Annotated in this window: 29 protein-coding genes and 1 CRISPR repeat array (1 of these 30 running past the window's edge); of the genes, 16 read left to right on the plus strand and 13 right to left on the minus strand. The window is 32.4% G+C overall.

Translation table 11 applies throughout. From position 1 onward, the window contains the following. Positions 1-85: a CRISPR direct-repeat array (repeat unit 37 nt; unit sequence GTTTCAAACCGAGTTGGTTTATGGTATAATTTGCAAC); it begins 528 nt to the left of the window's first position. 280 nt (positions 86-365) lie between these two features. The 5 genes from CSUIS19073_RS03175 to cas4 are packed head-to-tail and all read left to right on the plus strand — an operon-like array spanning position 366 to position 5,959. After that, entirely contained in the window at positions 366-2,147 is a 1,782-nt protein-coding gene (locus tag CSUIS19073_RS03175; protein WP_086242204.1) for a hypothetical protein, read from the plus strand. Continuing rightward, entirely contained in the window at positions 2,041-4,185 is a 2,145-nt protein-coding gene (locus tag CSUIS19073_RS03180; protein WP_086242205.1) for an HNH endonuclease domain-containing protein, read from the plus strand. Before CSUIS19073_RS03175 ends, CSUIS19073_RS03180 begins: the two co-directional genes overlap by 107 nt. Beyond that, complete coding sequence (gene cas1 / locus CSUIS19073_RS03185; protein ID WP_086237752.1) at positions 4,166-5,122, plus strand: CRISPR-associated endonuclease Cas1; 957 nt, start codon at positions 4,166-4,168, stop codon at positions 5,120-5,122. Before CSUIS19073_RS03180 ends, cas1 begins: the two co-directional genes overlap by 20 nt. Then, positions 5,123-5,392 (plus strand): CRISPR-associated endonuclease Cas2, encoded by a 270-nt coding sequence (cas2, locus tag CSUIS19073_RS03190; protein ID WP_086237753.1) that lies wholly within the window; start codon positions 5,123-5,125, stop codon positions 5,390-5,392. It begins immediately after the preceding gene. Continuing rightward, the gene (cas4, locus tag CSUIS19073_RS03195) at positions 5,393-5,959 is read left to right on the plus strand and encodes a CRISPR-associated protein Cas4 (protein ID WP_086237754.1); all 567 of its coding nucleotides are present in this window, start codon (positions 5,393-5,395) and stop codon (positions 5,957-5,959) included. A 242-nt stretch (positions 5,960-6,201) separates the two neighbouring features. On the opposite strand, the gene CSUIS19073_RS03200 is transcribed toward cas4, so the two are convergent. The 7 genes from CSUIS19073_RS03200 to gap form a co-directional block, all read right to left on the minus strand. Beyond that, positions 6,202-6,972 (minus strand): hypothetical protein, encoded by a 771-nt coding sequence (locus tag CSUIS19073_RS03200; RefSeq protein ID WP_086242206.1) that lies wholly within the window; start codon positions 6,970-6,972, stop codon positions 6,202-6,204. Continuing rightward, complete coding sequence (locus CSUIS19073_RS03205; RefSeq protein WP_086237756.1) at positions 6,969-7,157, minus strand: ComF family protein; 189 nt, start codon at positions 7,155-7,157, stop codon at positions 6,969-6,971. Before CSUIS19073_RS03205 ends, CSUIS19073_RS03200 begins: the two co-directional genes overlap by 4 nt. After that, positions 7,147-7,437 (minus strand): hypothetical protein, encoded by a 291-nt coding sequence (locus tag CSUIS19073_RS03210; RefSeq protein ID WP_086242207.1) that lies wholly within the window; start codon positions 7,435-7,437, stop codon positions 7,147-7,149. Before CSUIS19073_RS03210 ends, CSUIS19073_RS03205 begins: the two co-directional genes overlap by 11 nt. Before the next feature lie 312 nt (positions 7,438-7,749). Then, positions 7,750-8,568, minus strand: coding sequence for an enoyl-ACP reductase FabI (fabI, locus tag CSUIS19073_RS03215; protein ID WP_086237758.1), 819 nt, complete (start codon positions 8,566-8,568; stop codon positions 7,750-7,752). Positions 8,569-8,570: 2 nt separating this feature from the next. After that, positions 8,571-9,242 (minus strand): triose-phosphate isomerase, encoded by a 672-nt coding sequence (locus CSUIS19073_RS03220; protein WP_086242208.1) that lies wholly within the window; start codon positions 9,240-9,242, stop codon positions 8,571-8,573. Beyond that, positions 9,239-10,447, minus strand: coding sequence for a phosphoglycerate kinase (locus CSUIS19073_RS03225; protein ID WP_086242209.1), 1,209 nt, complete (start codon positions 10,445-10,447; stop codon positions 9,239-9,241). The genes CSUIS19073_RS03220 and CSUIS19073_RS03225 overlap by 4 nt, the downstream gene beginning before the upstream one ends. 1 nt (position 10,448) lies before the next feature. Further along, on the minus strand, positions 10,449-11,444 hold the full coding sequence (gene gap, locus CSUIS19073_RS03230; protein WP_086242210.1) for a type I glyceraldehyde-3-phosphate dehydrogenase: 996 nt from the start codon (positions 11,442-11,444) through the stop codon (positions 10,449-10,451). Positions 11,445-11,503: 59 nt separating this feature from the next. Between gap and nadD the strand changes: the two genes are divergently transcribed. Then, entirely contained in the window at positions 11,504-12,052 is a 549-nt protein-coding gene (gene nadD, locus CSUIS19073_RS03235; RefSeq protein WP_086242211.1) for a nicotinate (nicotinamide) nucleotide adenylyltransferase, read from the plus strand. Continuing rightward, a complete protein-coding gene (rsfS, locus tag CSUIS19073_RS03240) occupies positions 12,042-12,368 on the plus strand; it encodes a ribosome silencing factor (protein WP_086242212.1) in 327 nt (108 codons plus the stop codon). The genes nadD and rsfS overlap by 11 nt, the downstream gene beginning before the upstream one ends. 48 nt (positions 12,369-12,416) lie before the next feature. On the opposite strand, the gene argS is transcribed toward rsfS, so the two are convergent. The 6 genes from argS to CSUIS19073_RS03270 all read right to left on the minus strand — a co-directional run bounded on the left by argS (position 12,417) and on the right by CSUIS19073_RS03270 (position 18,384). Then, positions 12,417-14,012: an arginine--tRNA ligase gene (gene argS, locus CSUIS19073_RS03245; protein ID WP_086237764.1), complete on the minus strand. Its 1,596-nt coding sequence runs from the start codon at positions 14,010-14,012 to the stop codon at positions 12,417-12,419. Then, positions 14,012-14,224, minus strand: a complete 213-nt coding sequence (gene tatA, locus CSUIS19073_RS03250) for a twin-arginine translocase TatA/TatE family subunit (protein ID WP_086237765.1) — start codon at positions 14,222-14,224, stop codon at positions 14,012-14,014. Before tatA ends, argS begins: the two co-directional genes overlap by 1 nt. Before the next feature lie 49 nt (positions 14,225-14,273). After that, positions 14,274-14,885 carry a guanylate kinase gene (gene gmk, locus CSUIS19073_RS03255; protein WP_086237766.1) on the minus strand — a complete coding sequence of 204 codons (612 nt, stop codon included), beginning with the start codon at positions 14,883-14,885 and terminating at the stop codon, positions 14,274-14,276. Then, positions 14,882-16,423, minus strand: coding sequence for a hypothetical protein (locus CSUIS19073_RS03260; protein WP_086242213.1), 1,542 nt, complete (start codon positions 16,421-16,423; stop codon positions 14,882-14,884). Before CSUIS19073_RS03260 ends, gmk begins: the two co-directional genes overlap by 4 nt. A 60-nt stretch (positions 16,424-16,483) precedes the next feature. Continuing rightward, on the minus strand, positions 16,484-17,254 hold the full coding sequence (fliR, locus tag CSUIS19073_RS03265; RefSeq protein WP_086242214.1) for a flagellar biosynthetic protein FliR: 771 nt from the start codon (positions 17,252-17,254) through the stop codon (positions 16,484-16,486). Positions 17,255-17,322: 68 nt separating this feature from the next. Next, the gene (locus CSUIS19073_RS03270) at positions 17,323-18,384 is read right to left on the minus strand and encodes an LptF/LptG family permease (protein WP_086242215.1); all 1,062 of its coding nucleotides are present in this window, start codon (positions 18,382-18,384) and stop codon (positions 17,323-17,325) included. Between the two features lie 109 nt (positions 18,385-18,493). Here CSUIS19073_RS03270 and CSUIS19073_RS03275 point away from each other — a divergent pair, with 109 nt between their 5' ends. The 9 genes from CSUIS19073_RS03275 (at position 18,494) to rsmI (ending at position 26,723) form a co-directional block, all read left to right on the plus strand. Continuing rightward, positions 18,494-19,099 carry a TVP38/TMEM64 family protein gene (locus CSUIS19073_RS03275; protein WP_086242216.1) on the plus strand — a complete coding sequence of 202 codons (606 nt, stop codon included), beginning with the start codon at positions 18,494-18,496 and terminating at the stop codon, positions 19,097-19,099. Beyond that, positions 19,096-19,707, plus strand: a complete 612-nt coding sequence (locus CSUIS19073_RS03280) for a non-canonical purine NTP pyrophosphatase (protein WP_086242217.1) — start codon at positions 19,096-19,098, stop codon at positions 19,705-19,707. The genes CSUIS19073_RS03275 and CSUIS19073_RS03280 overlap by 4 nt, the downstream gene beginning before the upstream one ends. A gap of 99 nt (positions 19,708-19,806) precedes the next feature. Beyond that, positions 19,807-20,805 carry a hypothetical protein gene (locus CSUIS19073_RS03285; protein ID WP_086237772.1) on the plus strand — a complete coding sequence of 333 codons (999 nt, stop codon included), beginning with the start codon at positions 19,807-19,809 and terminating at the stop codon, positions 20,803-20,805. A gap of 12 nt (positions 20,806-20,817) precedes the next feature. After that, positions 20,818-21,687 (plus strand): hypothetical protein, encoded by an 870-nt coding sequence (locus CSUIS19073_RS03290; RefSeq protein WP_086237773.1) that lies wholly within the window; start codon positions 20,818-20,820, stop codon positions 21,685-21,687. A gap of 99 nt (positions 21,688-21,786) precedes the next feature. Further along, positions 21,787-23,733, plus strand: coding sequence for a TonB-dependent receptor domain-containing protein (locus CSUIS19073_RS03295; RefSeq protein ID WP_086237774.1), 1,947 nt, complete (start codon positions 21,787-21,789; stop codon positions 23,731-23,733). A 5-nt stretch (positions 23,734-23,738) separates the two neighbouring features. Next, positions 23,739-24,338 (plus strand): energy transducer TonB, encoded by a 600-nt coding sequence (locus CSUIS19073_RS03300; protein WP_086237775.1) that lies wholly within the window; start codon positions 23,739-23,741, stop codon positions 24,336-24,338. Positions 24,339-24,425: 87 nt separating this feature from the next. After that, positions 24,426-25,646 (plus strand): saccharopine dehydrogenase family protein, encoded by a 1,221-nt coding sequence (locus CSUIS19073_RS03305; protein WP_086242218.1) that lies wholly within the window; start codon positions 24,426-24,428, stop codon positions 25,644-25,646. Positions 25,647-25,696: 50 nt separating this feature from the next. Continuing rightward, positions 25,697-25,897 (plus strand): 50S ribosomal protein L31, encoded by a 201-nt coding sequence (rpmE, locus tag CSUIS19073_RS03310; RefSeq protein WP_086237777.1) that lies wholly within the window; start codon positions 25,697-25,699, stop codon positions 25,895-25,897. A gap of 4 nt (positions 25,898-25,901) precedes the next feature. Further along, a complete protein-coding gene (gene rsmI / locus CSUIS19073_RS03315; protein WP_086242219.1) occupies positions 25,902-26,723 on the plus strand; it encodes a 16S rRNA (cytidine(1402)-2'-O)-methyltransferase in 822 nt (273 codons plus the stop codon). The last annotated feature ends 47 nt before the right edge of the window (positions 26,724-26,770 follow it).

Genomic DNA, 26,770 nt, shown 5'->3' on the forward strand with positions numbered 1-26,770 from the left:
TATAATTTGCAACCTATAGTGCTTACGCTTTATATACTGCGAATTCATGTTTCAAACCGAGTTGGTTTATGGTATAATTTGCAACAGTTCCAAATTTAACCCATTTTATGGGTATTTGGTAGCGGTAAAGGGGTTTAAATTTTTCCACTTTTAAAAAAATTGCTAAAATAGGCAAATTTGTGGAAAAATTTAGATATAATTCTATTTGCAAATTATACTACAAATCAACTCTTTAGCGTTTGAAATCACCTAAAGGTATTAATAGACCTGGGCAACTGCCTTTGGCACCCCAGGTAGTTTATCAAATTTATGAGCTTTTAGACTAAATTTATTTAAAGTATCATAAGTATTTTTAAAGGTTTTAAATGCGTGAATTATCTATAAATGTGGATATGGGAGCAGCAAATAACGGCGTATTTATAGTAAATACCGATGAAGATTCTATACTTTATAAAAAAGCATTTAATCTATATTTTGATAAACAATTACAATTTTCTAAAAGCGATAGAACAGCGCGCCGCCATACTAGGCGCAGTTATGATAGGGATAGATTTATTCTTAGGCTTATTGGCGAGATTTTACCTATTGAAATGCTAAATAAAGAGCAAATAGAGATGATTTATGGGCTTTTTAAAAATCGTGGCTTTAATTATCATAATATTGAATTTGATGAGAATTTAGATGATGAAGTGGCGGAATTTTTAAGTAAATTAGATGGATATATATTTGGGGCCAGTAAGAGCAAGGATGAATTTGAAAAAATATTAAACGAGGTGGTTGTAGATCACTCAAATAGCGAAATTTTAGAGATATTAGATACTCAAAGCTGTATTCTAAATAGCATAGATAAGAGCAATAAAAATGCATTCAAGGCTAGTAAGAGTATATTTAGCTTAATTCAAAGTATCCGCAATGAAATTTCTAAAAATAATAAACACCGCACTAGCTATCTAAAAGATATTAAGGATATAATCAATAATAAATGCGAATTTATAACTCAAAAAAGCGATAAATTTGATAATTTAAATGAATTTTATAATTTTGTAGGAAATATCTCAAATTTGCAAACTAGAGTTTTGCGAAGATATTTTAATTCTAAATTTAATGCTGAATTTGATGATGAAAAACTTAAGATAAATTTAATAAGAAATATAAACTATATGGAGTATATAGATAAAAAGAGCGATAAAGAAAAAATGCTAAATACTCTAAATCAAAAATCTGCATTAGAGTATCTAAAGAGCATTGACCCTATAATCACTATTCCACCATATGAAAATCGTAAAAACAAAAATCCACAAAAGTGTAATACGCTACAAATAAATAGCGATAAAATCACTGCTAATTTGCTTAGTGCTACTTATAAAATTTTAAAAAGCGATGATTTTGTGCATATATTGCGAGATGAAAATGGCCAGATAGCAAGCGTTATAAAAGATTGCGATATAGCCAAATATCTCCAAAGAATATTAGATGTATCAAAAGATAGTCTAATGGATACAAGTCTATATCCAAGAACTCTTGATAATAATCCAAAAATCTTTGCTGATACATTTAGGCTAAATAGCGATGAATTAAGGGAATTTAAAGATTTTGCTAAGCGGTATTATGATGAAGTAGATAATGCTAAAAAGGGGATAATATCTGCTAATTTACTAATCCCATGTGGTAAAAATACACCTCATAAAAATGGAAATAAGAGTGAGTTAGTTTCGGCACTTTTTGGTAGGCATATTACTAATGATGATTTGGCGAATTTAGAAAAATTTATGCTAAAAAATAAGATTAAGGGAAATAAGAGTTATAAAGGATTTTTTGAAGATTTAAGTCAATTAAAAAAGAGCTATCAAAATGGCTTTTATCATAAGCTAAATAGCGATGAAATCGGCGATAAAGATATAAAATCCATTTTAGAATTATACCCAAAAGTTATCCAAAATATAAGCAATCATAATCAAATTTTTGAGTTTAAAACTCCGCTCGATCAAAATAATCTAAACACAAATATAAATTATTTAAGTCAATTAGGCGAGATAATATATGATGAAAAAAAATCGTGGTTTTTTAAAAACTTGCAAATGTCATACACTAGAAAATTTAATTCGCTCTGGCTTAAAAACGGCTATTTGTACCCGTTTGCCATCTAATTCAGCTAGGCTTATAAATGGCAAAATTGAGATGTATCTAAATCGCTTAGCTTACGAGATTAGCACTGCGATAGAGACTGAAAGCTTAAAAGATATTAAGCGTATAAATATTAATGTAGAGATGAATAAATTTAGCTTTGAAAATAACGCTTATGATTTAAAATTAATAAGCAAACGCCAAAAACCAAAGGATCTAATATGTCCATATTCAGGTCAAAAGATAGATCTTACTAATTGTGAATATGACCATATTTTACCACGATCAAAGGCACTATACAACTCTAAGGCAAATCTTATTTGTAGTAGCTCTACAGCCAACTTACAAAAAGGCAATCAAAACTACACCTTAGAAAATTTACATCAAGATTACCTAGAGTCAATCTATAAAATTATAAAAATTAAAAATCTTGATGAGTTTAAGCATTTTATAGATGATAAGATAAAAAATATAGATATAAATAAATTTACAAATTACGATAATCTTAATAGCTTTGAGCAAATTGCCCTTAGACATGCTCTATTTTACAAGGGTTCAAATAGTTTTAATAAAGCACTTGAAATTTTAAAATTAGATAGGATAAAAACGCATTCTAATGGAACTCAAAAGAGATTTGTAAATATATTAATACAAAAGATAAAAGATAAGCTAAATAAATCGAATCAAGATATCGAATTTAGCGTTAATTTCATCAATGCAGAACTAGTAAGTGCAATCAGAAATGAATTAAGCAAAGAAGATAAAGAGCTACAAAAAGCCAAAATTCAAGATAGTCATAGCCACTGCATTGATGCTAGTATAGTATTTTATTACGCTAATAGCAAACTTATAAATAACTCAAAAGGTCAGCGTGAATTTAAGTATGATTATAATCATATTAGGCCAGAGTATAGCAATAAAATAACTATGCAAAGTAAAAAATATCTAGAATTAAACTCTAATAAAATAGCTCGTAAACAGCTATTTGATGATGGTGTGTATTCGCTAGTTTATGAAAATACTAATATATTAAAAGATAAAGAATTTAATATCTTGCTTGATCTTGGGCTTTTGCATACTAAAGAAAATGGCAAAAAGGTTGCTATAACTAATGATTTTAAATCAGGTAAATTTTATATAAGCACACATAAAGTTTTTGATTTATTATTTAAAGCCTTTAATGATGGCGATATTAAATTATTAAATAAACTCAAATTTCTAGATAATCATCTATCTTTTTATATACGAAAAGATATATTTGCTATAAAAAACGAAGATAAAAGTAGTATGTTTTTTAATAATAAAAATGAATTAAAAGCACCAGATGAAAAAATAAAAACAAAAAATATTGATAAATTCTACCATATCTTACAAGCTAATGAAAGCAAGATTATAGAGATAAAAGATGGTAAAAACATATTAAAACATCAAGAGATAAAAGAGCTGTTTAAAGAGTGTTTTTATACCAAACAAGCCAAAAGAAGTAGAAACAGATCTCGTATAATCTACTCTTTGCCTATAAAAGCAATTAAAAGTCCTAACTATATCATAAGGCAAAATGGAGGATATGCTGGACTTAGCAATTCAGATATAGCTACTAAAACATATATAGATTTAGATAATAAAAATATAATCAAAATTCCATTTTTTAGCAAAAATATACTGCCTTGTAAAATAGCAGATATTATAAATATAATTAAATTAAAATCTAAAAATATAAAGCAAATTTATAAACTTCCAATAACTAAAAATCTCCCATCAGCCATCACAAAACTTGAGTTTATAATCTCTCAAGCTAATAGACACGATATAGAGGTTGAATTTGATAAAAGCCAAATTGGAGATTATAATTTACTTGACCAAACTAGTCGTGATGAGTTTATAGATAAATATTTAAATGGTGAATTTAAAGAGCTACTAGGAGAGCCAAGAGATAAGAAAATAACTATAATTAAAGATACAAAAGATAGTCTAATAATCGCATACTGTGTAAAACAAACATCGGCTATGAATAAAAAAATAATGATAGATAATTTAATCGATGAAACATCTAGTTCTTAATAGTTTTGGGCTATTTTTAGGATTAAAATCTCAAAGAATTATAATATATCAAAACAAAGAGATTATAAAAGAGATAGCCCTTAAAACATTAAAAACTATATCTATAAATTCAAATGGCATAACTATTTCTAGCGATTTGATTTTTGCTTGTAGTATGCGTGGAATAAAGATATTTTTTCAAAATTTCAACACATTTAGCGCTACACATGCTCTATATGAGCACAAAGGGGTAAATATCTTAAAGCAACAATTTGCCTCTAAAGAAAATGCCAAGGGGTTAAGTTTAGCCAAAGAATTAATAATTGGTAAGATTAAAAATCAACGCTCGACTATTTTATATTTTTCTAGAAATCAAGAATTTAGGTCAAAAGATATAACTATTCAAAGCTTGGATAAGGCGATCAATATGCTAAGAAACTTACAAATAAAAGATATAAATGAAATTTTCACCATAGAAGCAAATGCCGCTAGTAGATATTTTGATTTTCTTAAGCTTAACTCATTTTTGCCTGATAGCTTTGAGCATCGCACTAAAAAAGAAAGCACAGAAATCACAAATCAAGCGCTAAATTACGGCTATGCCATACTGCTAAATATAGTTTATAAGAGTATAATAAATGCTGGATTAAATCCATATTTTGGGGTTTTACACACTATGCGAAGCTCTAAACCATCTTTAGCGCTGGATATTATGGAGGAGTATAGAAGTTTTGTAGTCGATAGAAATATCATCAAAATTCGCTCACTATTAAAAGGCGAATTTAATATGCAAATAAAAAAGTTAGTAGCATCAAATATATTAAATTCACTAAACAAAAAATTGATATACAACCATAAAAAGCTCACCTTAGAGAGCATTATCCAGCGTCAAATTTATAAAATTTCAGCATATTTTTGCGGCGATACTAGGTATAAATCTTATATATTTAGGTGGTAAATGCGATATTTAATCTGCTATGATATAGAAGATAATAAAAACCGAACCAAGCTTTTTGAGAGATTAAAGGATTTTAATCTTTTGCCTGTGCAAAAATCAGTCTTTTATGGCGAGTTAAGCAAAGCTGATAAAATCGCTATTAAAGCACTTTTACATAGACATTGCTCAAAGAGCGATAAGGCTATTATAACTTCTGTAAATTTAGATATAGATGATACCTTAGGTTATAGTAAAGAGTATTTTGAGAGTAAATCATATGAGATTATTTAGATGATTTTAATAAGTCATATCCGGCAATTTATATTTTGTCCTAGAATTTTATACTTTTATACATTTTGTGATATTAAGCCACTATATCCAGAGTATGTCAGCCTAGGCACACAATACCATAATAGACAAAATGAGCTATTTAAAAGTAGAAAATTTCTTAAATTTAAACTACCAATTATAAGAGTATATAATAATTTATATCTACAAGATTTATCTATGAGTGGTATAGCAGATTTAGTAATAGAGTGCGAAGATGAAATTATAGTAGCAGAATATAAAAATCAAAATAAACCCATATTAAGCACTGGAGCCAAAATGCAGCTCATAGCATACTCAATATTAGCTAGCAAGTATCTTAATAAGCCGTTTTCTAAAATAATGTTGATTTGTAGCAATAATCTTAAATTTAAAATATTTGATATTACAAATGATGATTTAATCAAATTTGATAAGGTTATAAACAGTATTAAAAAGATGATAGATCAAGAGATTTTTCCACATAGTAATGCTAGTATAGCAGCGTGTATACAGTGTGAATTTAAGAACTATTGCGATGATAGAGAGTAGATACCTGGGGTGCAGTTGCCCAGGTCTATTAATACCTTTATGTGAACGCTAAAGAGTTGGTTTGTAGTATAATTTGCAAAGTAGGATTTATCTAAATTTTTCCACAAATTTGCCTATTTTAGCAATTTTTTAAAAGTGGAGAAATTAAACCCCTTTACCGCTACCAAATACCCATAAAATAGGTTAAATTTGATTCTTGCGAATTATACCATAAACCAACTCGGTTTGAAACTTTGAAATCCTTAAAAATTATCAAACAAGTTTTGGGTTAAATCCTTTTTGATAAGTTCTTCTATAGTTGCGTATAACTTATTTGTAAAATTATAGCTAACAAATTTTCCTTTGGATCGTTTTTCAATAAAATATTTTTTGTATTCATCTGCTGGGATATATTTGTCATTTTCATCTTTTTTAACTATTTTATTTTTTACTAAAAACTCATTAAATTTTTTAGTATTTTTCAAATTTGGGTTATCAGGATTTGATTGCCTAAGCAATTCAATAAATTTTTCTTTTTTAATTCCTGTATTCTCGGTGTATATATTTTCAATATTATTTTTAAAATTATCTTCTTTTGAATTACAATACTTTTGAGATTTTGTCAAACATACTTTGACAAATTTTTTTGCGTTTAATGCACGCATTATATTTTCATAACTGCCGCTACTCTTTTCATCCCATATTACAAAAGAATAAGTGCAGTATTCTGTCATTTTTATATCTTTTCGTGTTAATTTTTCTATTTCTGTTTTATCTTGTTCTTGAATATTTACTTTTTTTGTTTTAAAATCTGGATCTACCAAATTTCTTGGTTCATCACCTATGTAGCATACTGTGATATTATCATAATTTTTTCTATTACAATATTCTTGAATTAATGTATCTATACCAGCAGCATCTCCAACCAAAATTTCAAAATTATTATAAATTATTTTATCTAAGGTTTCTTTAGCTATATCGGGTAATTTTTTTATAGATATTGACCCAGAAATAAAAACTTTTTCATTATTCATCTTTTGCTCCTAGTTTTTGTAAAGCATAAAACATACACATTATCAACTTCGCCTTGTGTATAAAGTGTTTTTGTAATTTCGTTTAAAGTAGCACCACTTCTAAACAAATCATCAATTAACAAAATTTTTTTATTTTTATATCTCTTATCGCATCTAAAAGCATCTTTTAAAATTCTAGCTCTCATCTGGATCATCTATGGATTTTAATTCATCAGTATTTTTTATTTTTTTAATATAGTCAAAATCAATCGCTTTATTAAGCAAATAAGCCACTCTATCAGCCAACAAATACAACGGCTGTATTTCTCTATCTTTTGAAGCTGGAGCTGGTACTATAACCCATATATATGGAGTAACCATAATCTTACTATTTAAAAAATCAACAGCGATGGTTGCTAATTTTTCAGCTAATTTTATCTTGTCATCAAGAGAGATTGAATCATTGTATTTTAAATCGTAAATCATACGACCTATTTCTGTATGTGTAGTATTATAACGCCCCCCCTAAAGGCTCACTACTTATAGTGTGCAAATCTAACGCCCATCCGCCTTTCCAATTTCCATTTAATGTATAATACTCCATAAAATCCACCCCTATTTTTATGCATTGCTAATCAGGCTTTATTGCTTAAAATCTTAATAATTTCTAAATAAATTTAACTATTTTACAATTCTTTAAAGTAGCAAATTCAGACTATTACTTTAAAGAATATATCCAACTTAGTTTTAAATTTATATACAAATCTAATTTAAAAATTTAACTCAATATTTTCAAATTCACTTCTTATCCCACGCAAGAATGGTAGCACCGTTTTCATTCACTGCCACATCGCCCATTCCCATTATATTATACCCAGCATCTACATAGTGAATTTCGCCAGTTACGCCACTAGCAAGGTCGCTTAAAAGATACATTCCACTTTTACCCACATCATCTATGCTGACATTTCTTTTTAATGGGGCGTTGCATTCATTCCAGTGTAAAATCATCTTAAAGTCGCCTATCCCACTAGCTGCTAGGGTTTTAATCGGACCAGCTGAGATGGCATTTACTCTAATATTTTTAGCTCCAAGGTCATGAGCTAGGTAGCGAACTGAGCTCTCAAGAGCGGCTTTAGCTACACCCATTACATTATAATGCGGCACAAATTTAGCCCCACCAAGATAGCTAAGAGTCAAGATAGAACCACCCTCTTTTAGCACCGGTAAAACAGCCCTAGTAAGACTAATAAGCGAATACACGCTAGTACTCATAGCCACATCAAAGGCCTCTTTGGAAGTATCTATAAACTCACCTTCTAAAGCCTCCTTAGGAGCGTAAGCCACAGCATGAACGATAAAGTCAATTTCACCAAAATCAGATTTTATCTTATCAGCCAAAGTATCAAGGTGGGATTGATTATTTACATCAAGCTCATATAGATAAGGGCTTTCAAGCTCAGCTGCGATAGGCTCAACACGCTTTTTAATAGCATCATTTAAAAATGTAAATGCCAAATTCGCCCCCTGATCCTTACACGCTTTTGCGATACCATAGGCTATACTCATCTTATTTGCTACACCAACTATCAATCCCTTTTTGCCTTCTAATATCATTATTAATCCTTTTTAATAATCTCTAAAAATTTATTAGCGTCCCAGCTAGCAGTCCCAATTAAAACACCATCGCAGTTTTTTATAGCTTTGATATCATCTATATTTGTGATATTTACGCTACCGCCATATAGTAGTGGCGCTGTCGTTTTAGTAGAGATAAAATCCAAAATTTCAGCTATAAACTCAGCCTTAGCACTCTTGCCAGTCCCAATAGCCCAAATAGGCTCATAAGCTACTACTAAATTTTCATATTCTAAATCGATATTTTCAAGCTGATCGCATAAAAATTCTTTTGTGCTACCATTCATATGAGTTATATCATCTTCACCAATGCAGTAGATAATATCCCAGCCATTTTGCTTAGCAAAATCAAATTTTGCTTTTAAAAATGGCTCATCTTCCCCCAAAGCCCTTCTCTCGCTATGCCCTATTAAAACGGTAGTGATACCAAACTCATCTAGCATATCGCTACCGATTTCACCGGTAAATGAGCCACTTTTAGCTGGGTAGAAATTTTGCGCTCCTTGAGTGAATTTAAACTTAGTTTCTAAAAACGCACTTGAAGGCGGAAATACCATCACGCTTTGATCGCTTATATTTCTATCTAATACCCTTGCATACTCCAAAAAACCACTTCTTGTGTAGTTGCATTTTAAATTTGCAGCATAAATCATAGATCATCTTCTCTTAAAAGCACTCTAACTCCAGGCAGCTCCTTGCCCTCTATAAGCTCAAGACTAGCTCCGCCACCAGTGGAGATAAAGGTCATCTCATCAGTATCTCCAGCTCTCTCGACTACATCAGCCGTATCGCCACCACCTACTACTGTGGTTGCAAAGCTCTCGCCAATAGCGTGGCTCATTTTTATACTACCTTTGCTAAATTTATCCATCTCAAAGACCCCCATAGGCCCATTCCACCATATGGTTTGAGCATCAGCAATAGCTTCTTTAAATAGCTTCACGCTAGCTGGCCCAATATCAAGCCCCATCCAGCCATTTGGAATTTCTTGGACTGGGACATACTTGATCGCACTATCATTGCTAAAGCTTTGAGCTGCCACCACATCAACTGGCAAATAAATTTTAACTCCTAGTTCACGACCCTTTTTAAGGATATTTGCCGCTTCTTCTACAAGCTCCTCTTCTAAAAGTGAATTTCCGATATTCTCGCCCAAAGCCTTTAAAAATGTAAATGCCATACCGCCGCCGATGATGAGCTTATCAATGCGTGGAAGTAGATTAGTTAGGGCTTGCAGCTTACCACTTACCTTTGATCCGCCTGTAACTGCGACAAATGGCCGACTTGGATGGCGGATTAGATTTTGGCCAAATTCAATCTCTTTAATCAGCAAAAATCCAGCCGCTTTATGCTCGTTATCAAAATAATTAGTAATCGAATGCACGCTAGAGTGCGCTCTGTGGCACACACCAAACGCATCATTAATAAAGTAATCAGCTAACTCGCTAAGAGATTTAGCTAAATTTGCGTCATCTTTTGTCTCGCCCTTTTCAAAGCGTAAATTTTCTAATAATAATATCTCGCCAGCTTGTAATTTTTCTACCTTTTCTTTGGCATCATGACCGATTACATCATGAGCAAATTTAATCTCTCTATCCATCAATCTACCAAGTCTTTTAGCCACTGGCAAAAGTGAATATTTCTCTTCGTAGCCATTTTTTGGGCGTCCTAAATGACTTGCTAAAATCACAGAGCAACCCTGGTCTAAAATATATCTTATAGTTGGGATAACTGAGCGAATTCTTCTATCATCTGTGATGTTATTAAATTCATCCATAGGAGTGTTAAAATCACACCTTACAAGAACTTTGCTACCACTTTTAAAATCAATATCTTTTATAGAAATTATCTCACTCATATCACTTCTCACTTATAAATTTAGCCATCTCTACTAAGCGGTTGCTATAGCCCCACTCATTATCATACCACGCCATTACCTTTATCATATCTCCGCAAATTACTTGAGTAAGGTCAGCTGCGACTATACTTGAGTAGCTAGAAGTGATAAAATCTCCACTAACCCTCTCATCAAAATCTACTGCCATAATGCCTTTTAAACTACCCTTACTAGCCTCTACAAATGCACTATTTAGCTCATCTTTTGTTACATTTTTCTCAAGCACAGCAGTCAAATCCACAATCGATACATTTGGTACAGGAACTCTAACGCTTTGTCCGTGAAGTTTGCCATCTAGGCTAGGCATTACTAACTTCATAGCCTTTGCCGCTCCTGTGCTTGTAGGGATCATATTTACAGCTGCTGCTCTAGAGCGTCTAAAATCTCTACATTTTACATCTACTAGACTTTGGCCATTTGTGTAGGCGTGGATTGTAGTCATTAAGCCCTTTTTTATACCATAAAGATCTTCTAATACTCTAGTTACTGGACCAAGGCAGTTGGTGGTGCAACTAGCATTTGATATGATGGTTTGACCTTCGTATTTATCTAAATTTACACCTAAAACAAATGTTGGAGTATCATCTTTAGCAGGAGCACTCATAACTACTTTTTTAGCGCCTCTTGCGATGTAGGCTTGACACTTCTCTTTTGTTAGAAATTTACCTGTGCACTCTAATACTACATCTATTCCACTTAAATCCATATCATTTATATCTCTTGTGCTATATACTCTGATTTTTTTGCCATTAACAGCGATATAATCATCATTTAAAACTTCTACATCTTGATCGAATTCGCCATGAACGGTGTCATATTTGAGAAGGTATCTTGTCATTTTACGCTCAGCAGTGTCGTTAATAATAGATAATTCATACTCTGCTGGGTTATTAAGTATAATCCTAGCAGCACATCTGCCAATTCTTCCAAAGCCATTGATTGCTATTTTAAGTGCCATTTTTATCCTTTTTTGGGTATAATTAGGGCTTATTTTACTAAAAAAAAGGTTAAAAAAAATTGAATATAGCCATTTTTGGCGGAAGTTTCGACCCACCGCATTTTGGTCATGATATGATTGTAAAATCAGCGTTAAATAGTTTAAATATTGATAAGCTTATTATTATTCCAACATTTCTAAGCCCATTTAAGAGTAAATTTAGTGCGCCACCGCTTCTAAGGTTTGAGTGGTGTAAGGATTTGTGGCTAAATTTAGATAGCAAAATCGTAGTAAGCGACTATGAAATTAGTCAAAACAAAGCAGTTTATACTATAGATAGCGTTAAATACTTTAAAGATAAATTAAACGCTAATAAAATTTATCTAATAATCGGTGCTGACCAGCTAGAAAATCTGCATAAATGGCATAAATTTGATGAGCTTGATAAAATTGTAAGCTTTGTAGTAGCTAGCAGAGATGGGATTGAAATTAAGCCAAATTTGCAAAAACTGGATATAAATGTTAAAATCTCATCTTCAAAGATTAAATCTAAGCTGGATTTTGACCAAATTCCAAATACTATTTTAGATAGTGTTAAAAAATTTTATAAGGATAAAAATGCAAAATAGAGTAGATAGAGTTGTTAAAATCTTAGATGATAAAAAGGCTGAAAATATCGAAATTATAGATATGCAAGGTAGGGATTATCTTAGTAAATTTGTAGTTGTGGCAACCACTTTAGCCCCAAGGCACGGATTTGCCTTGCTTGATGATTTAAAAAGTGAGCTAAAGCCAGTTGGGGAGGAATTCTTAGGTGTAGAAAGTAGCGATGACTGGATCGTAATAGACCTAGGCGATATAATGATCCACCTTATGAGTGAGACTTATAGAGCAAAATACAATATCGAAGAGTTCTTAAAAGAGCTAAATATAAAATCTAAGTAAATCTAGCTTAAGCCAAATAGAAATTAATCTAATTTGGCTTAAATTTGCTTAATTTTCCATTATATCTTTAGCTTTTATCCCCATTAAATTTAACGCCACTTTGATGCTTAGCGCTACAACGCTAAATAGCTTTAAAAGCTCATTCTCATTTTGACTACCTACAACCCTATTTTCATTATAGAATTTATGAAAACTCGCACTAAGGGATTTTAGATAATCTGGGATTTTATGCAAACTTCTTTGGTTTAGTGCATCTTCTAAAATTTCAGGCATAATCAGTGCTTCAAATAGCAGATTTTTACCCTCATCGCTTAAATTTGCTAAAGATACATTAGCTACATCTGCAGGGGTTTTACCCGCTTTTGTAAAAATCTGATTTATTCTAGCGTGGGCGTAGTTGATATAAAATACTGGATTTGAGCTATCTTGCTTTTTTAACTCATCAATATCAAACTCAAGGCTTGAGCTGTTAGCCTTAGAGATAAATATAAATCTCAAAGCATCACTACCAATCTCAGCTAAAATATCACTCATCAGCACAGAAGTCCCGGCTCTCTTACTCATTTTAAAAGGCTTACCATCTTTTAAAAGGCTTACCATCTGCATTAAAATCACTTCAAGCTTACTCTCATCATAACCAAGAAAATGTATAGCAGCCTTTAATCTAGCGATATAGCCGTGATGGTCAGCACCCCAAATATTTATATAAGTATCATATTCATTAGAAAATTTAATATTATGATAGATTATATCACCAGCTAGATATGTAGGGCGACCATCACTTCGCACGACAACCCTATCACTATCATCGCCAAGCTTAGTAGAAGCGATATAGGTTGTTTCATCTTTTTTATATATTTCACCGCTTTTTTCTAAACGCTTAAGAGTTGGCTCTAACTCACTATAATAAGATTTCTCACTCGCCCAATTATCGATAGTAATGCCAGCGTCTGCTAGATCTTTTTTTATAATCTCAAGTACCCTATCCTTAGCAAATTCAGCTAATTCAAGGTTGCGACTGGAGTCAAAAATATCCTTACCAAATCTCTCATAAGCCTCCTTAGCTAACTCATCAATATAATCTCCCCTATAATACTTAGGCGGATACTCTACACTTTCATTAAACAAAATTTCACGCGCCCTAAGAGAGATAGAGATACCAAGTAGGTCTATTTGATTACCAGCATCATTTATATAATACTCAGTATGCACGCCCATACCAATATGTCTAGCCACTCTAGCTAATGTATCACCATAAACAGCACCACGCACATGGCCTATATGCAATGGACCAGTAGGATTAGCACTGATATACTCTAAAAATATGCTTTTAGGATTTTTAATCTCTTTAGAGCCAAATTTTTCTCCACTTTGTAGTGCCTTATCAGCTAGGGAATTTAAAAATTCGCCACTTAATTTGAAATTTATATATCCATTTACAGCACTCACCTCATAATTTGGCGAATTAAATTTTTTCGCCATCTCATCAGCTATAGCAACTGGGGACTTTCTTAACTCTTTTGCTAGACTAAAAGCAAGTGGCGTAGCATAGTGAGCTAACATCTTATCTTTTGGTTTTTCTACTATAACTTCACGCCCTAAAATGGTGCTTATCTCGCTTTTTAGCGTATCTTTAGCACTCATTAGGCACTCTTTTGAGACTCATCTTTTTTGGCTTGAGTTGTCTCTTCGCTCTTTTGAATTTGCTCTAATGGCGTATCATCTTCCATCTCTTTTTTGAAGCTTTTTATCCCTTTACCCATGCCTTTTGCTAGTTCTGGAATTTTCTTTGCACCAAATAATAAAACAATAATTGCCAACACAATCAACCAATGACTTATACTCATACTACCCATAATTCTCTCCTTAAATTAAATTGTAAATTCTACCTTAAAAATCTTAAATTTAACACTCATTCCAACTCTCTATAACTTCATTAATATCAAAACTTTGGCTCTTTGAGCCCATAGAGACAAATATAGATTTTAGACAATCATATGATTTATCTATATTTTCGTTGATTATTAGATAGTCATACTCGCCGATATGAGCTATCTCTGTAGCTGCGTTAAATAGCCTATTTTCTATAGTTTGAGCGTCATCACTACCTCGATTTATAAGGCGTCTTTTAAGCTCATATCTATCTTTTGTAGTTATAAATACAGATGTGATAATGCTACTATACTTCTTCATAACTAGATAAAAGCCTTGCACATCAATATCAAATATCACTATTTTACCATCTTTTAGTGCTTTTTCTACCGGCTCAAGACTGGTGCCATAGTAGTTTTTATGCACATTTGCCCACTCTAAAAATTTACCCTCATCAATTCCTTTTTTAAACTCATCAACACTAATAAAATTATAATCAACCCCATCTTGTTCGCCATCTCGTGGCATCCTTGTGGTGCTAGATATAGAAAAATATATATTGTCAAATTCACTCATTAAACGAGACAATAGCGTGCTTTTACCGCTTCCGCTAGGACCGCTAATTATTAGAATTTGACCTTTCATTTATCGCCTTTAAAACTAATATTTACATTAATATTAATATCTTTTAATATATCTTTTAACGCACTACTACTTAAAGCTTTACTAATTTCATCGCTAATTTGTGTAGCTAAAACCTTAGCTAATTCATCTTTGTTCTCATTTTCACTAGTGGTTTCATCTGATTTTACCAACTTAGTCTCTTCTAGCGTTTGGCTAATATCCTCATTTAAAGCTGCTTTAATCGCCACTTCATCTATCTCATCAATTGTATTAGCCTTATAAGAGCTACTTAAATCAGCGATTTTAGCTTCATTTTCTATAGTTTGACTCACACCCTCATCCTTACAATCCATATTATCTATCTCATCAAGCATATCGCTTAGCTTATCTAAATTCTCTGTATAGTCTAGATCATCAATCTCTTTTGGCTCTTTGACCTCTTCAACCTCTATTGTGGGCTCAGATTTTACTTCATCATCTGGCAAATCATCTAATGCAGATATATCAAGTTCTATATTTTTATACTCATTTGTTATATCTTGGATGCTTGGCTTATCATCATTATCTTTAATTTCGCTAGTGTTAATTGCTTCATCATCGCTAATTTCTTTAATTTTATCATCTTTAATCTCATCAATAATCTCGCTAATTCCATCATCAACTTCGCTAAATTCGTCTATGCTCCCACCAGTATGGTCGCTAATCTCATCTATAGCTTGTATATCATCATTGCTATTAATATCATCAATCTGAGCAAATTCATCTTTAACTTCATCTATCACTTGAATATCGCCGCTATTATCACTAACTTCATCTATATCGCTAAATTCATCTTTGGTCTCATCTATAGCTTGTATATCATCATTGCTATTAATATCATCAATCTGAGCAAATTTATCTTTGACTTCATTGATCTCATCATCGCTAATTTCGCTAAATTCATCTATGCTCCCACCAGTATGGTCGCTAATCTCATCTATATGGCTGATATCATCACTAATTTCATCTGTGGCTTGCCCTAAATCCTCATCTTTTAGCTCTTTTACTTCATTTTCTACAAATTTCTCTTCTATTTCACCATCATGATCTAGTAGCTCATCATCGCTAAAATCAGCAAAATCGCTAAGATCATCGCCAGAGTCAAATTTCATATCATCTATATCTTGAATTTCTCCAAATTCATTGCCTATTTTTATACCATCATTAGGCTTATTTAACTCTTGTTTTGTAGGCTTAATCTCCATAGGAGTAGCTTTTAAAATTCCATTTATCATATCTATAAAATCAGTTGGCAAAAATGGTTTTTGTAGTATCTGCTCTTTTGGTAGATTATACTCATCAGATCTATTTCTAGGGAGTAAAAATAGCTGATTTTTAGCATATTGTAAGTAATCTACCTGATTATCATAAAGCCCACTATCACATATAATCAAATCAGCATTATCACTAGCTAGAGTTTCTAAATTATCAATCTCTACAAATTCATATCCTAGTTTATTTAAACTCACACTTATAAGCTTTGAAACTGCTGGGTTGTTATTTAGCAAAATTACTTTCATAGATGACACCTTAAAAAATTTGCGTTATTTTACGAAATTTTTCATTATGTATTGCTTTATTTAGTAAAATAAACTTGGTAAATCATTTAAAACCTTCATCATTAGCGTTGTAAAAACCTTCACAATCACAGCAAGTATAGCCATCAATACCACAAATGCGATGGTAATTTTAATAGGATAGCCAACTACAAGTAGATTAAATTGTGGCATGGTTTTCATAAGCATTCCAAATATTAAATCTGACATTAAAGTAAGAGCTAAAATAGGAAATGAGATGATAAAGCCGTATAAAAAGAGATTTACCATACCTTGAGCTGCGTATTTAATGATATTTTGCTCAGGATAAAATCCACCAAGAGGGATAAACTCAAGCCCATAAGCTAAAAAATATAGTATCAAATGATGCCCATCAAATAGCAAAAAAGCTAGCAACACAATCAAATTTAAGATATTTGAGATTAGTGGAGCATTAATTCCACTTTGTGGATCAATAACCGTAGCCATCGAAAAGCCCATAATCATCGAAATTTGCTCTCCAGCTAACTGCACCGCACCAAAAACCAAGGTCAAAAATAGCCCCGCACACAGCCCAAGCATAATCTCTGCTAAGGCCTCTAAGATCAAATACTGAATGTTTAATCCATCAAGATTTACCTGTGGGGCAAGTGGAAATAAGTAAAGAGTAAGCATAAATGAGAGCGTAGCTTTGATGACAACTGGAATTTGTAGGTGGTTAAAAAATGGGAAAAACACCATCAAAGCACCAGTTCTAACAAGAAGTAAAAAAAATGTAACTACATTTTCTTGCCCAAGATAATTTACAAATTCCACAATTCACCTAGTTAATTTGCCTATTATGATACTTATATTTTATAAAATTTTGGCTTAATAAGATGAATTTATCTATTCTTATATACCTTATATCCAGCAAATAGCATTAATATAATAATTGGTAAAATTATCCCAAATTCAGCAGCTATTGCACCATTAATACTAATTCGTATTAATAAAAATAGCACCCCCCAAACACAAAGCGATACAAAAATCGATATAAAGCTAGCAATTGCCAAACTCGCAAATCTCCCAGTAAGTGGCATATAGTAGTATAATATCAATATCATAAACGGGGCAAAAAGCGGGAAAAATATCATTGAGTATAGTGTGGATTTGATTTTAGTTATATTGATATTTTCGTTTTTAAAAGTCCTAATAGCATCGATAGCATCGCCAATAGAGTAGAGATTATCGCTATTTTTTATACTCTCTATTATGCGTGGGCGGAAGTTATTAAGTGCGACTATCTCATCTAAATTTTTAATCTCAAGTCCACTGCCACCTAGCTTAATATCTTGTGGTAAAGTGATAATAGTATTATCTTTTAAAATCCAGATATTATCCTTATAGCTACCCTCTTTAGCGATGGTTTGGGATAGAATTTGACTGCCATTCATATCAAATATTTTTATATCTTTAGCACTTTGTTTATCCCCAAAAAGCTTATCAATATATATAAATTTATTCTCAAATCGCAAAAATATCCAGTTAGTAAATCTCTCAAAACTTTGAAAATCCTCAAGCGACTCTTGACGCTCTTTAGCATAGGCAAATTGTGTAAAGCATAGTCCAATATATCCAAAACTAATAGCCAAAGCAATGGTAAAAATCGGCATTATTAGGCGGTTTTTACTAACTCCTAAAGCGTAAAAGCTCACTAATTCATTGGAGCGAATGAGATTAATCATAGTTACAATCAACGCTAAAACCAAAGATATTGGCAAGATATAATTAACTGAAATTAACGCAGTCAAACTAACATAAATAAGCTGTAAATTAGCACTACTTGGGAGATTTTTTAGATTAGTTAGTGTATCGATAACTACATAAAATCCAATCAAAGAGATAAATATGATAAAAAAATATTTTAAATATATAAACGAACTATATCTAGCAAAAAGCTTCATTGAAAATCCAAAATTGTATTAAATGGAGTAAATTTTATCTAAATATGCTTAAATTTATTATCAAATTTTGGCAAAAATTTGGCTAAAATTACGCTTTTAAAGAGAAAATATGGTTAGATTGTTTTTATTTATAGTTTTTATAACCCTTTGTGTTGTGATTTTATCTAGCTTAAATCAGCAAATTTTGACAAATTTTATAAGTCAATATAGCCAATTTAGCTTGATTATTTATACTGGATTTTGGATAGTTTTGCCTATATTTTTATTTCCTGCTGGGATTTTAGCTATTGGTGGTGGGGCGATTTTTGGCTTTTGGGAGGCGCTTGTATGCACTATGATAGGGGTCGGGATAAACTCAGCTATTATGTATATAATCGCAAGATATTTTAGCAAGGCTTTTAATGCTAATAAATTTGAGATTATTAAGAATAAATTTTGTAAAGATGAATTTACTCTAATACTCTTGCTTAGATTAATACCGATTGTGCCTTATAATGTCGTGAATTACATGGCTGGGGCGTTGAGGTTTGATTTTGTTAAATTTATCATTGCTGGGGTGCTTGGCAAGTTTATTAGTGCGGTGCTATTTATAAATTTAGGTAGTAATATAGCAAATTATAAAAGCTATGAATTTTGGCTAGCCTTAGCCCTTGTGGTTGCGATGGGTTTGGTGGCGTTTTGGGTTAGAAAAATTCTAAATAGGAGGGTTGGATGAAGATTGTTTTAGCTACAAATAATATGGATAAAGTAAGGGAGATTAAAGCTTATTATAATCAATTTGAAGTTTTGGCTTTGGGCGATATATGTAAGCCATTTGAGATCCAAGAGTATGGCAAGAGCTTTTATGAAAATGCGATGATAAAAGCAGATGCTGTGTATGAGAAGATTAAAGAGCTTGGAATTGAAAATGAGTGTATAGCTCTAAGTGATGATAGCGGGATAAGCGTTGAAGCGCTTGGCTTTGCTCCTGGGATCTACTCGGCTAGATATAGTGGTGAAGGGGCAAGTGATGCGAGCAATAGAGCAAAATTGATTAGTGAGTTAAAAAGATTAGGTTTAAGCCGCTCTAAGGCATTTTACACCGCTTGTATCGGTATCGGCTCTAAATATGGTAGATATGGCGTCCATGGATTTATGCATGGAGAAGTCATCGATAGAGAGCTTGGGGATAATGGCTTTGGGTATGATTTTATGTTTATTCCTGATGGATTTGATAAGACTATAGGGCAGATTGATGAGAGTATCAAGCTTCAAATTTCGCACCGATCTAAGGGGCTAGAACTAGCTAAGCCTATACTTAAAATGTTAAGTAGATATTATTAACTTTATAGAATATAAAATATAGCCATTAATAATATTACAAAATTATACTTTAATATATTTTATGTCAAAATAGCATAAAATATATTTAAAGATAAGATTATGGATAAGATAGGAAATTTAGCTACCATAAGCAGTAATCTATATGATTACAACAACTGGATGGATAAGATAAAAAATTTTGTTGGTAATAATGCAAATTTAGATAATAGCCAAGATGGCATAAAACCATATAAGGTAAGCTCAAAAGATGTGAAATTAGATTTAAAATTAAATTTAGATGAAGCTCAAAAAGAGAAGCTCATTAAAGCATTTGGCTATCAAAAAAATAGCGATGGCACATATGGATATGCGCAAAAATTTGATATCATCAATGGCGATTTATCCTTACTAAGTTATCAAGAGCGAGTAAAATTAACTGGATTAAATGAGTATAGACCGCTAAGTGGATTTACTAGATATAGTGCTGATGCTGATAAGGTAAGCATTTGGGGCAAGATAACTGGACTTGATCCAAATTTTAGTAAAGAAGAGATTAAGGATTTGGTAGATTTTATAGATTTAAGTGGCGGTATAGCAATAGAGCAGATAGAAGCACTTCAGTATAATCCAAATCCAAAAAGCCGCACACTTAGAACCACGCCATACACAGTAGAAGAGTTAGCCTTACAAAATGCCAACTCCATAATAAGCCCTTGGCAAATTTATGAGCTTGAAGGAGAGCTACCACACACCATATCCTTACTAGACTCAGACCTTAGCGTAGAAGACTTCAAAGCCCAGTGGGCAAAGCATGTCATAAAGATACAATATGGGTTAGATATAAGCGATGAAGATGCTAAAAATGCAGTGAATATTTTCAAAGAGCTAAAAGCTGGCGAATATAAAAATGATAAATCAAATTCAAATGAAGCTAACAAAGAAGATACAAAAAAGCCCTTTACACCAATCCAAGGCTTTTCATTAAATAATAAAACTTATCAAGATGAAGCCATAGAGAGACTAAAAAAGCTTTACGAGATGATTAAAAGCGAATTTGATAATGGCAAAACGGAGCTTGAGATATTAAAGCAACTAGCAAAATTAAATTTAAAGGTATAAAAAGGCTATTAAATGGATATTAAAAATGCAGCTACTCCCATATATGACCCTTCTATGAAAGCAGACAGAGCTTTGTATGATAAGAATGAATTAACCTTACTAAATCCACCAAATGACTTTGGATTGCTAACACAAATGATGCAATACCATAGCGATGGGGCTACAAAAGGTGCGTATAGAAGTAGCTTAGATAGTAATTTTTTAATTTCGGGCTTAATTCAAAATACAACTGGCATATTTAAAGGATTTGTTGATGAGTTTAACGCAAAGATCAACTGGAAAAACACAGCTAATAATGCTTTAATAGATTTTAATCTAGCTTTGGGTAAAGATTTTAAAAACTCAACTTTTAGCAAATCGGAATTAGAAAATATCGGTTTGAATTTAGAAAATATGCCAAATTTAGGCGATAATATAGATAAAAAGGACGCTTTTAATATATTTCTATACCAAAATATAGATAAATATATAGATGTTGATTACGCTATAAAAGATACACTTAATCCTGGAAATTATAAAAAAGGAGATAAAGCACAAGAAAAACAGATAAAAGATTTTGTCAAATTTCAGCTTATGTCGCATTGGAAAGATAGTCCTGATAGTATGGAATTTATCAAAAATTTAACCAAAGATATGAATTTAAATGGGATAAAATTAGAAGAAAATAAGACAGATAATCCCCAAACCAAAGCACAAAATGAGCCACAAGCTGATGAAAAAAGAACGCCGATAAAAGGCAAAAGCAGTAATAGCTCAACTTATAGTAGCAAAAGGCAAATTTACTCTGACGCTTTTAAGAGATTTGCTAATTTACAAAATTTAGATAACACTTCTATAACAACCCTTTTAAACAGCATAAATAAAAGCAATATTAAAGTGTAAATCTAAGTTTAATTTAATAATTATTTTAATATCATTTAGAGAATAAATCTATTTGAAATAATTATTAAATTTACTTATATAAATCTTTAAGGAGAGTTTATGAGAATGCTTTGTGCTTTGTGTGCTGCTGTGAGTTTATATGCTCAAGATGTGAATTTAGGTAGGGTAAATGTAACTCAAAGCTATGAAAAAAATATTTTAGACAATCCTACCACCACCCAAATAACCAAAGATACCATACTTAACTCTCCAGATTTAGCCAAATCCTTGCTTGATATAAGCGGATTTAATATGGTTAGAAAAGGTGGTGGCGGTAGTGAAGTATCATATCGCTCAGGACTTTCGGCTAGACTTCCTATATATATAGATGGATCTGAAATTCAAGGCGGTTGCGGTGGTAGAATGGATACAGCCATCACATATATCGAACCACAAAACTATCGCTCCATAAAAATAATAAAAGGTCCTCAAGATGTGCGATATGGGGCTTTAGTTAATGGTGGATTGGTCTTTGATAGGGGGATTATCAGACTAGATAATGCTAGCTATGGTGCTGATATATCTATGTTAGCTGGTAGTTTTAATCAAAAAGAGCTAAGTGGCGAGGCCATAGGTGGTAATGAGCTTGGTAGTATTCAAATTAATGGCGGAATTTATCAAAGTGATAATTATAAAGATGGTGATGGCAACATTGTCCATTCAGAATATTTTCGCAAACAAGGAGCCATAATTGGCACTATAACTCCAAACGATGAGAGTGCTATTAGCTTAAGTGCGGATTTTGGCAATGGTGAGGCAGCCTATGCTGATAGAGCTATGGATGGGACAAAATTCCAAAGAGAGTCTTATAACCTTGCATTAGAGCAAGTCTTAGGCAAACACACTCTAAATTTACAAGGCTACTACCACTATATAGATCATGTGATGGATAATTTTAGCCTAAGACCAGCAATGCCAAATAGATATAATATTAGCAATCCAAAAAGAGAGATTATAGGCACTAAAGCTGAAATAAAGCTAAATTTTGATGATATAACCACATATATCGGTGGGTCTTATAAAGAAGATAAGCACTCTAGCAGAATGGCACAAAATGCCACTAGTGCTACTGACGCACAAAATAGAGTCTTTTCTCAAAATTACAATAAAAATGCTCTAATTAGCACAACTTCTATATTTACTCAAAGTGAGTATTTCAGCGAGAATTATGGTATATTTGGCGGTCTAAGAATAGATAGGGTTGAGATTGATAAGTATAATATAGGGATATTTGACCGCTCTAAAATGCAAACCCCAATCTCTGGATTTATGCGTTATGAGAGATATTATGACGCATTAAGCCTCTATGCTGGGGTTGGTAGAGCTGAGAGAACTTCTGATTTTTGGGAGTTTCAAAAGATTGATGGAATGAACTTAAAAACTGAAAAAAATCATCAAATCGATTTGGGTGCTCTTTATGATGATGGAAATATAAATTTAAGCACAAATTTATTTTTATCTAAAATTGATGATTATATTGTCCTAAATTATGGCACTACTACATCGGCTTTTAATACAGATGCACTCCTAATGGGCGGGGAGATGGATATGGAAATTTTAATTGATAATTTTTATAAATTAGGTGCTGGATTATCATATGTATATGGTAAAAATTTGAAAAATACAAATGGATTAAAAGATGGAGACCCACTACCACAAATCTCACCTTTAGCATTTAAAGCTGTAGCTGGGCTAGTGCGTAATGAGTGGTTTGTTGATTTGGATTTTTATGCCAATGCTAGCCAACATAGATATAAGGAGAATTACGGCAATGTCGCCGGAAAAGACCTAGGCTATAGCGATAGCTTTTGGACTATTGGATTAAATGCTGGATATAAATATAATAATTACCAAGTAATGTTAGCAGCGATGAATTTAAATAACGCACTATATAGCTATCATACTAGCAAAAATGGAGCCGCAATAGCAACTTTAGATATTCCAGCTACCACTAGGGTTTATGAGCCAGGTAGGAGCTTTTGGATAAAATTAAAAGCTAGTTTCTAAGCACTATGCAAAGGGTATTTGATCTAGTATCATTTATACTTTCGCTACTTATATATGTGGTGCTTTTATGGCTTGTAGTAGCTGGTAGCAAAATATATCTAGGCAAGGATAATAGTAGTAGTGATTTTGAAATTTCCCTAGTTCAAAGCATAGAGCCAAATTTTAAAAAACCAGAGCCACAAAAGCCAAAAACCGCCGAAAAAATCACGAAACTACCATCTGCAAATCCAGCTCCCAAAGCACAAATTAAACAAACAGATCATAACTCACAAGAAACGCAAACACCAGCTAAACACTACTTTGCTACCCAAGAGCAAATAATACCACTAGGTAGTAACGATCCAGTATTTAAAGCCTTAAAAGATGAAATAGCCAAAAATACCATCTATCCAAGAGCTGCTAGAAGAGCTAGATTAAGTGGCGTAGTGGGAGTGGAGTTTCAAATAGATAAAAGCGGTATAAGCAATGAGAAAATCTCACGCCCTAGCCAATATAAATTGCTAAATGAAGCAGCTTTAAACGCTATTAAAAACACAAAGCCAAATTTAGAAAAAATAGATAAAAAATATAGCATTTCTATGGAGATTGCCTTTGAACTTCGCTAAATATTTTTTAAATTTATCAACCTAGAATTAAAGGAGTTTTAGCTAAATTTAGCTATAATTTAAAAATTTCATATATAAGGATAGCAAATGAGCCATATTTTAATCATTGGAGCTGGCGGAGTAAGCCAAGCAGCAACGGTAAAATGTGCGATGAATTCGCAAGTATTTACCAAAATAACTCTAGCAAGTCGCACCAAAAGCAAATGCGATAAGATAGCTAAATTTATAAAGGATAGATTAAATATAGATATTGATACAGCGGTGATAGATGCTGATGATACAGATGCGGTTGTAAAGCTTATTAGGGATATTAAGGCCGATTTACTCTTAAATGTCGCTTTGCCATATCAGGATTTGACCCTAATGGACGCTTGCTCTAAGGCTAAAATTCCATACATAGATACGGCCAATTACGAGCACCCAGATACAGCTAAATTTGAGTATAAACTTCAATGGGCTAAAGATAGCGATTTTAAATCTGCTAACACTATGGCGTTACTTGGTAGCGGATTTGACCCAGGCGTTACTAATGTCTATTGTGCCTATGCGAAACAATATATATTTGATGAGATTGAGTATATCGATATTTTAGATTGTAACGCTGGAGATCATGGCTATGCGTTTGCTACAAATTTCAATCCAGAGATAAATTTGCGTGAAGTCAGCGCAAAAGGTAGATACTACAAAGATGGCAAATGGATTGAAACTAAGCCAATGGAGATAGGATTTAGCTGGGACTACCCAAAAATTGGCCCAAAAGATAGCTACTTGCTATACCACGAAGAGCTAGAAAGCCTAGTAAAAAATATCCCTACTCTAAAGCAAATTCGCTTCTTTATGACCTTTGGCCAAAGCTACCTAACCCATATGAAATGCCTAGAAAATGTCGGTATGCTAAGAATCGATGAGGTTGAGCACAATGGAGTAAAAATCGTGCCAATTCAATTTTTAAAAACCTTACTACCAGACCCAGCAAGCTTGGGCGCTAGAACTAAAGGCAAGACAAATATAGGCTGCGTAATCACTGGTATAAAAGATGGAAAACCAAAAAAAATCTATATATATAATGTATGCGACCATGAAGAGTGCTATAAAGAAACTGGCGTTGGTGCGGTTAGCTACACCACAGGAGTGCCAGCAATGATAGGCTCAATGATGGTAGCAAAGGGGATTTGGAAGGCAAATGGAGTGTTTAATATGGAGGAATTTGATGCTAAGCCATTTATGGATGAGCTAAATAAACAAGGCCTCCCATGGGAGATAATAGAGATGGCGCCAAATGAAAGCAGATTAATCAAGGAAATTTAAGCCAAATTTAGATAAAATCCCAATTTTTAAACTCAAAAAAAGGAAAAGCAATGAAAAAAGATATACATCCAGAGTATGTTGAATGCACAGTTAGTTGCGCTTGCGGAAATACTTTTAAAAGCAGATCAAATAAAGCAGAGATAAAAGTAGATATTTGCAATGCTTGTCATCCATTCTTCACAGGTAGTGAAAAGATCGTAGATAGCGCAGGTCGTGTAGATAAATTTAAGAAAAAATATGGTATAAAATAGTAGTTTGCTCTACTTTCTTCCTACTCCAATTGGTAATTTAGATGATATTTCAAAGAGATGCCTGGACATCTTGAACCTTTGCGATATTATCATTTGTGAAGATAGTAGAGTAACTAAATCTTTTATAAAACTTCTAAATTCAAGATATAATCTAGATATAAAGCCATCTGAGTTTTACTCCTTACACACTCATAATGAGAGTGAGTTTTTTGCTAAATTTGAAGTTAGTAAATTGGTAGAAAAAATCGTAGTATATGTAAGTGATGCCGGTATGCCTTGTATTAGCGATCCAGGAGTATCCTTAGTCAAATTCGCCCAGAAAAACTCCATCAATTACGAAGTGTTAAGCGGATCAAACGCCTTGCTTTTAGCAGTAGCAGCTAGTGGGCTAGTAGAAAAGGAGTTTAGCTTTTTAGGATTTTTACCAAATAATGGAAAAGATAGAGATATAGCCTTACAAAATGCCCTTAACTCACCCTATCCAGTAGTTATATACGAATCACCAAAAAGAGTTTTTGAGCTTATTACTTCAGTAGCAAAAATGGAGCCAAATAGAGAAATTTTCGCTATTAAAGAGGCTACAAAGAGATTTGAAACCAAATTTAAAGATTCAGCACAAAATTTAGTAATAAAGCTAAAAAACGCCAACCTAAAAGGCGAATGGTGCGTAGTAATCGCCGCTTCAAATGTGTCAAATTATGAAAAAATCACAATATCAGATATTGATGAATTAGATATCCCGCCAAAGCAAAAGGCAAAATTACTAAGCAAATTAACAGGCAAAAGCGTCAAAGAGATATATAACCAATTAACCAATCAAAATTAAAATAGAAAATTTACTAAATTTATCTATAAAAATAAGCTAAAATTTAA

The sequence above is a fragment of the Campylobacter sp. RM19073 genome, assembly GCF_024723495.1.
In the GTDB taxonomy this organism is placed as follows: domain Bacteria; phylum Campylobacterota; class Campylobacteria; order Campylobacterales; family Campylobacteraceae; genus Campylobacter; species Campylobacter porcelli.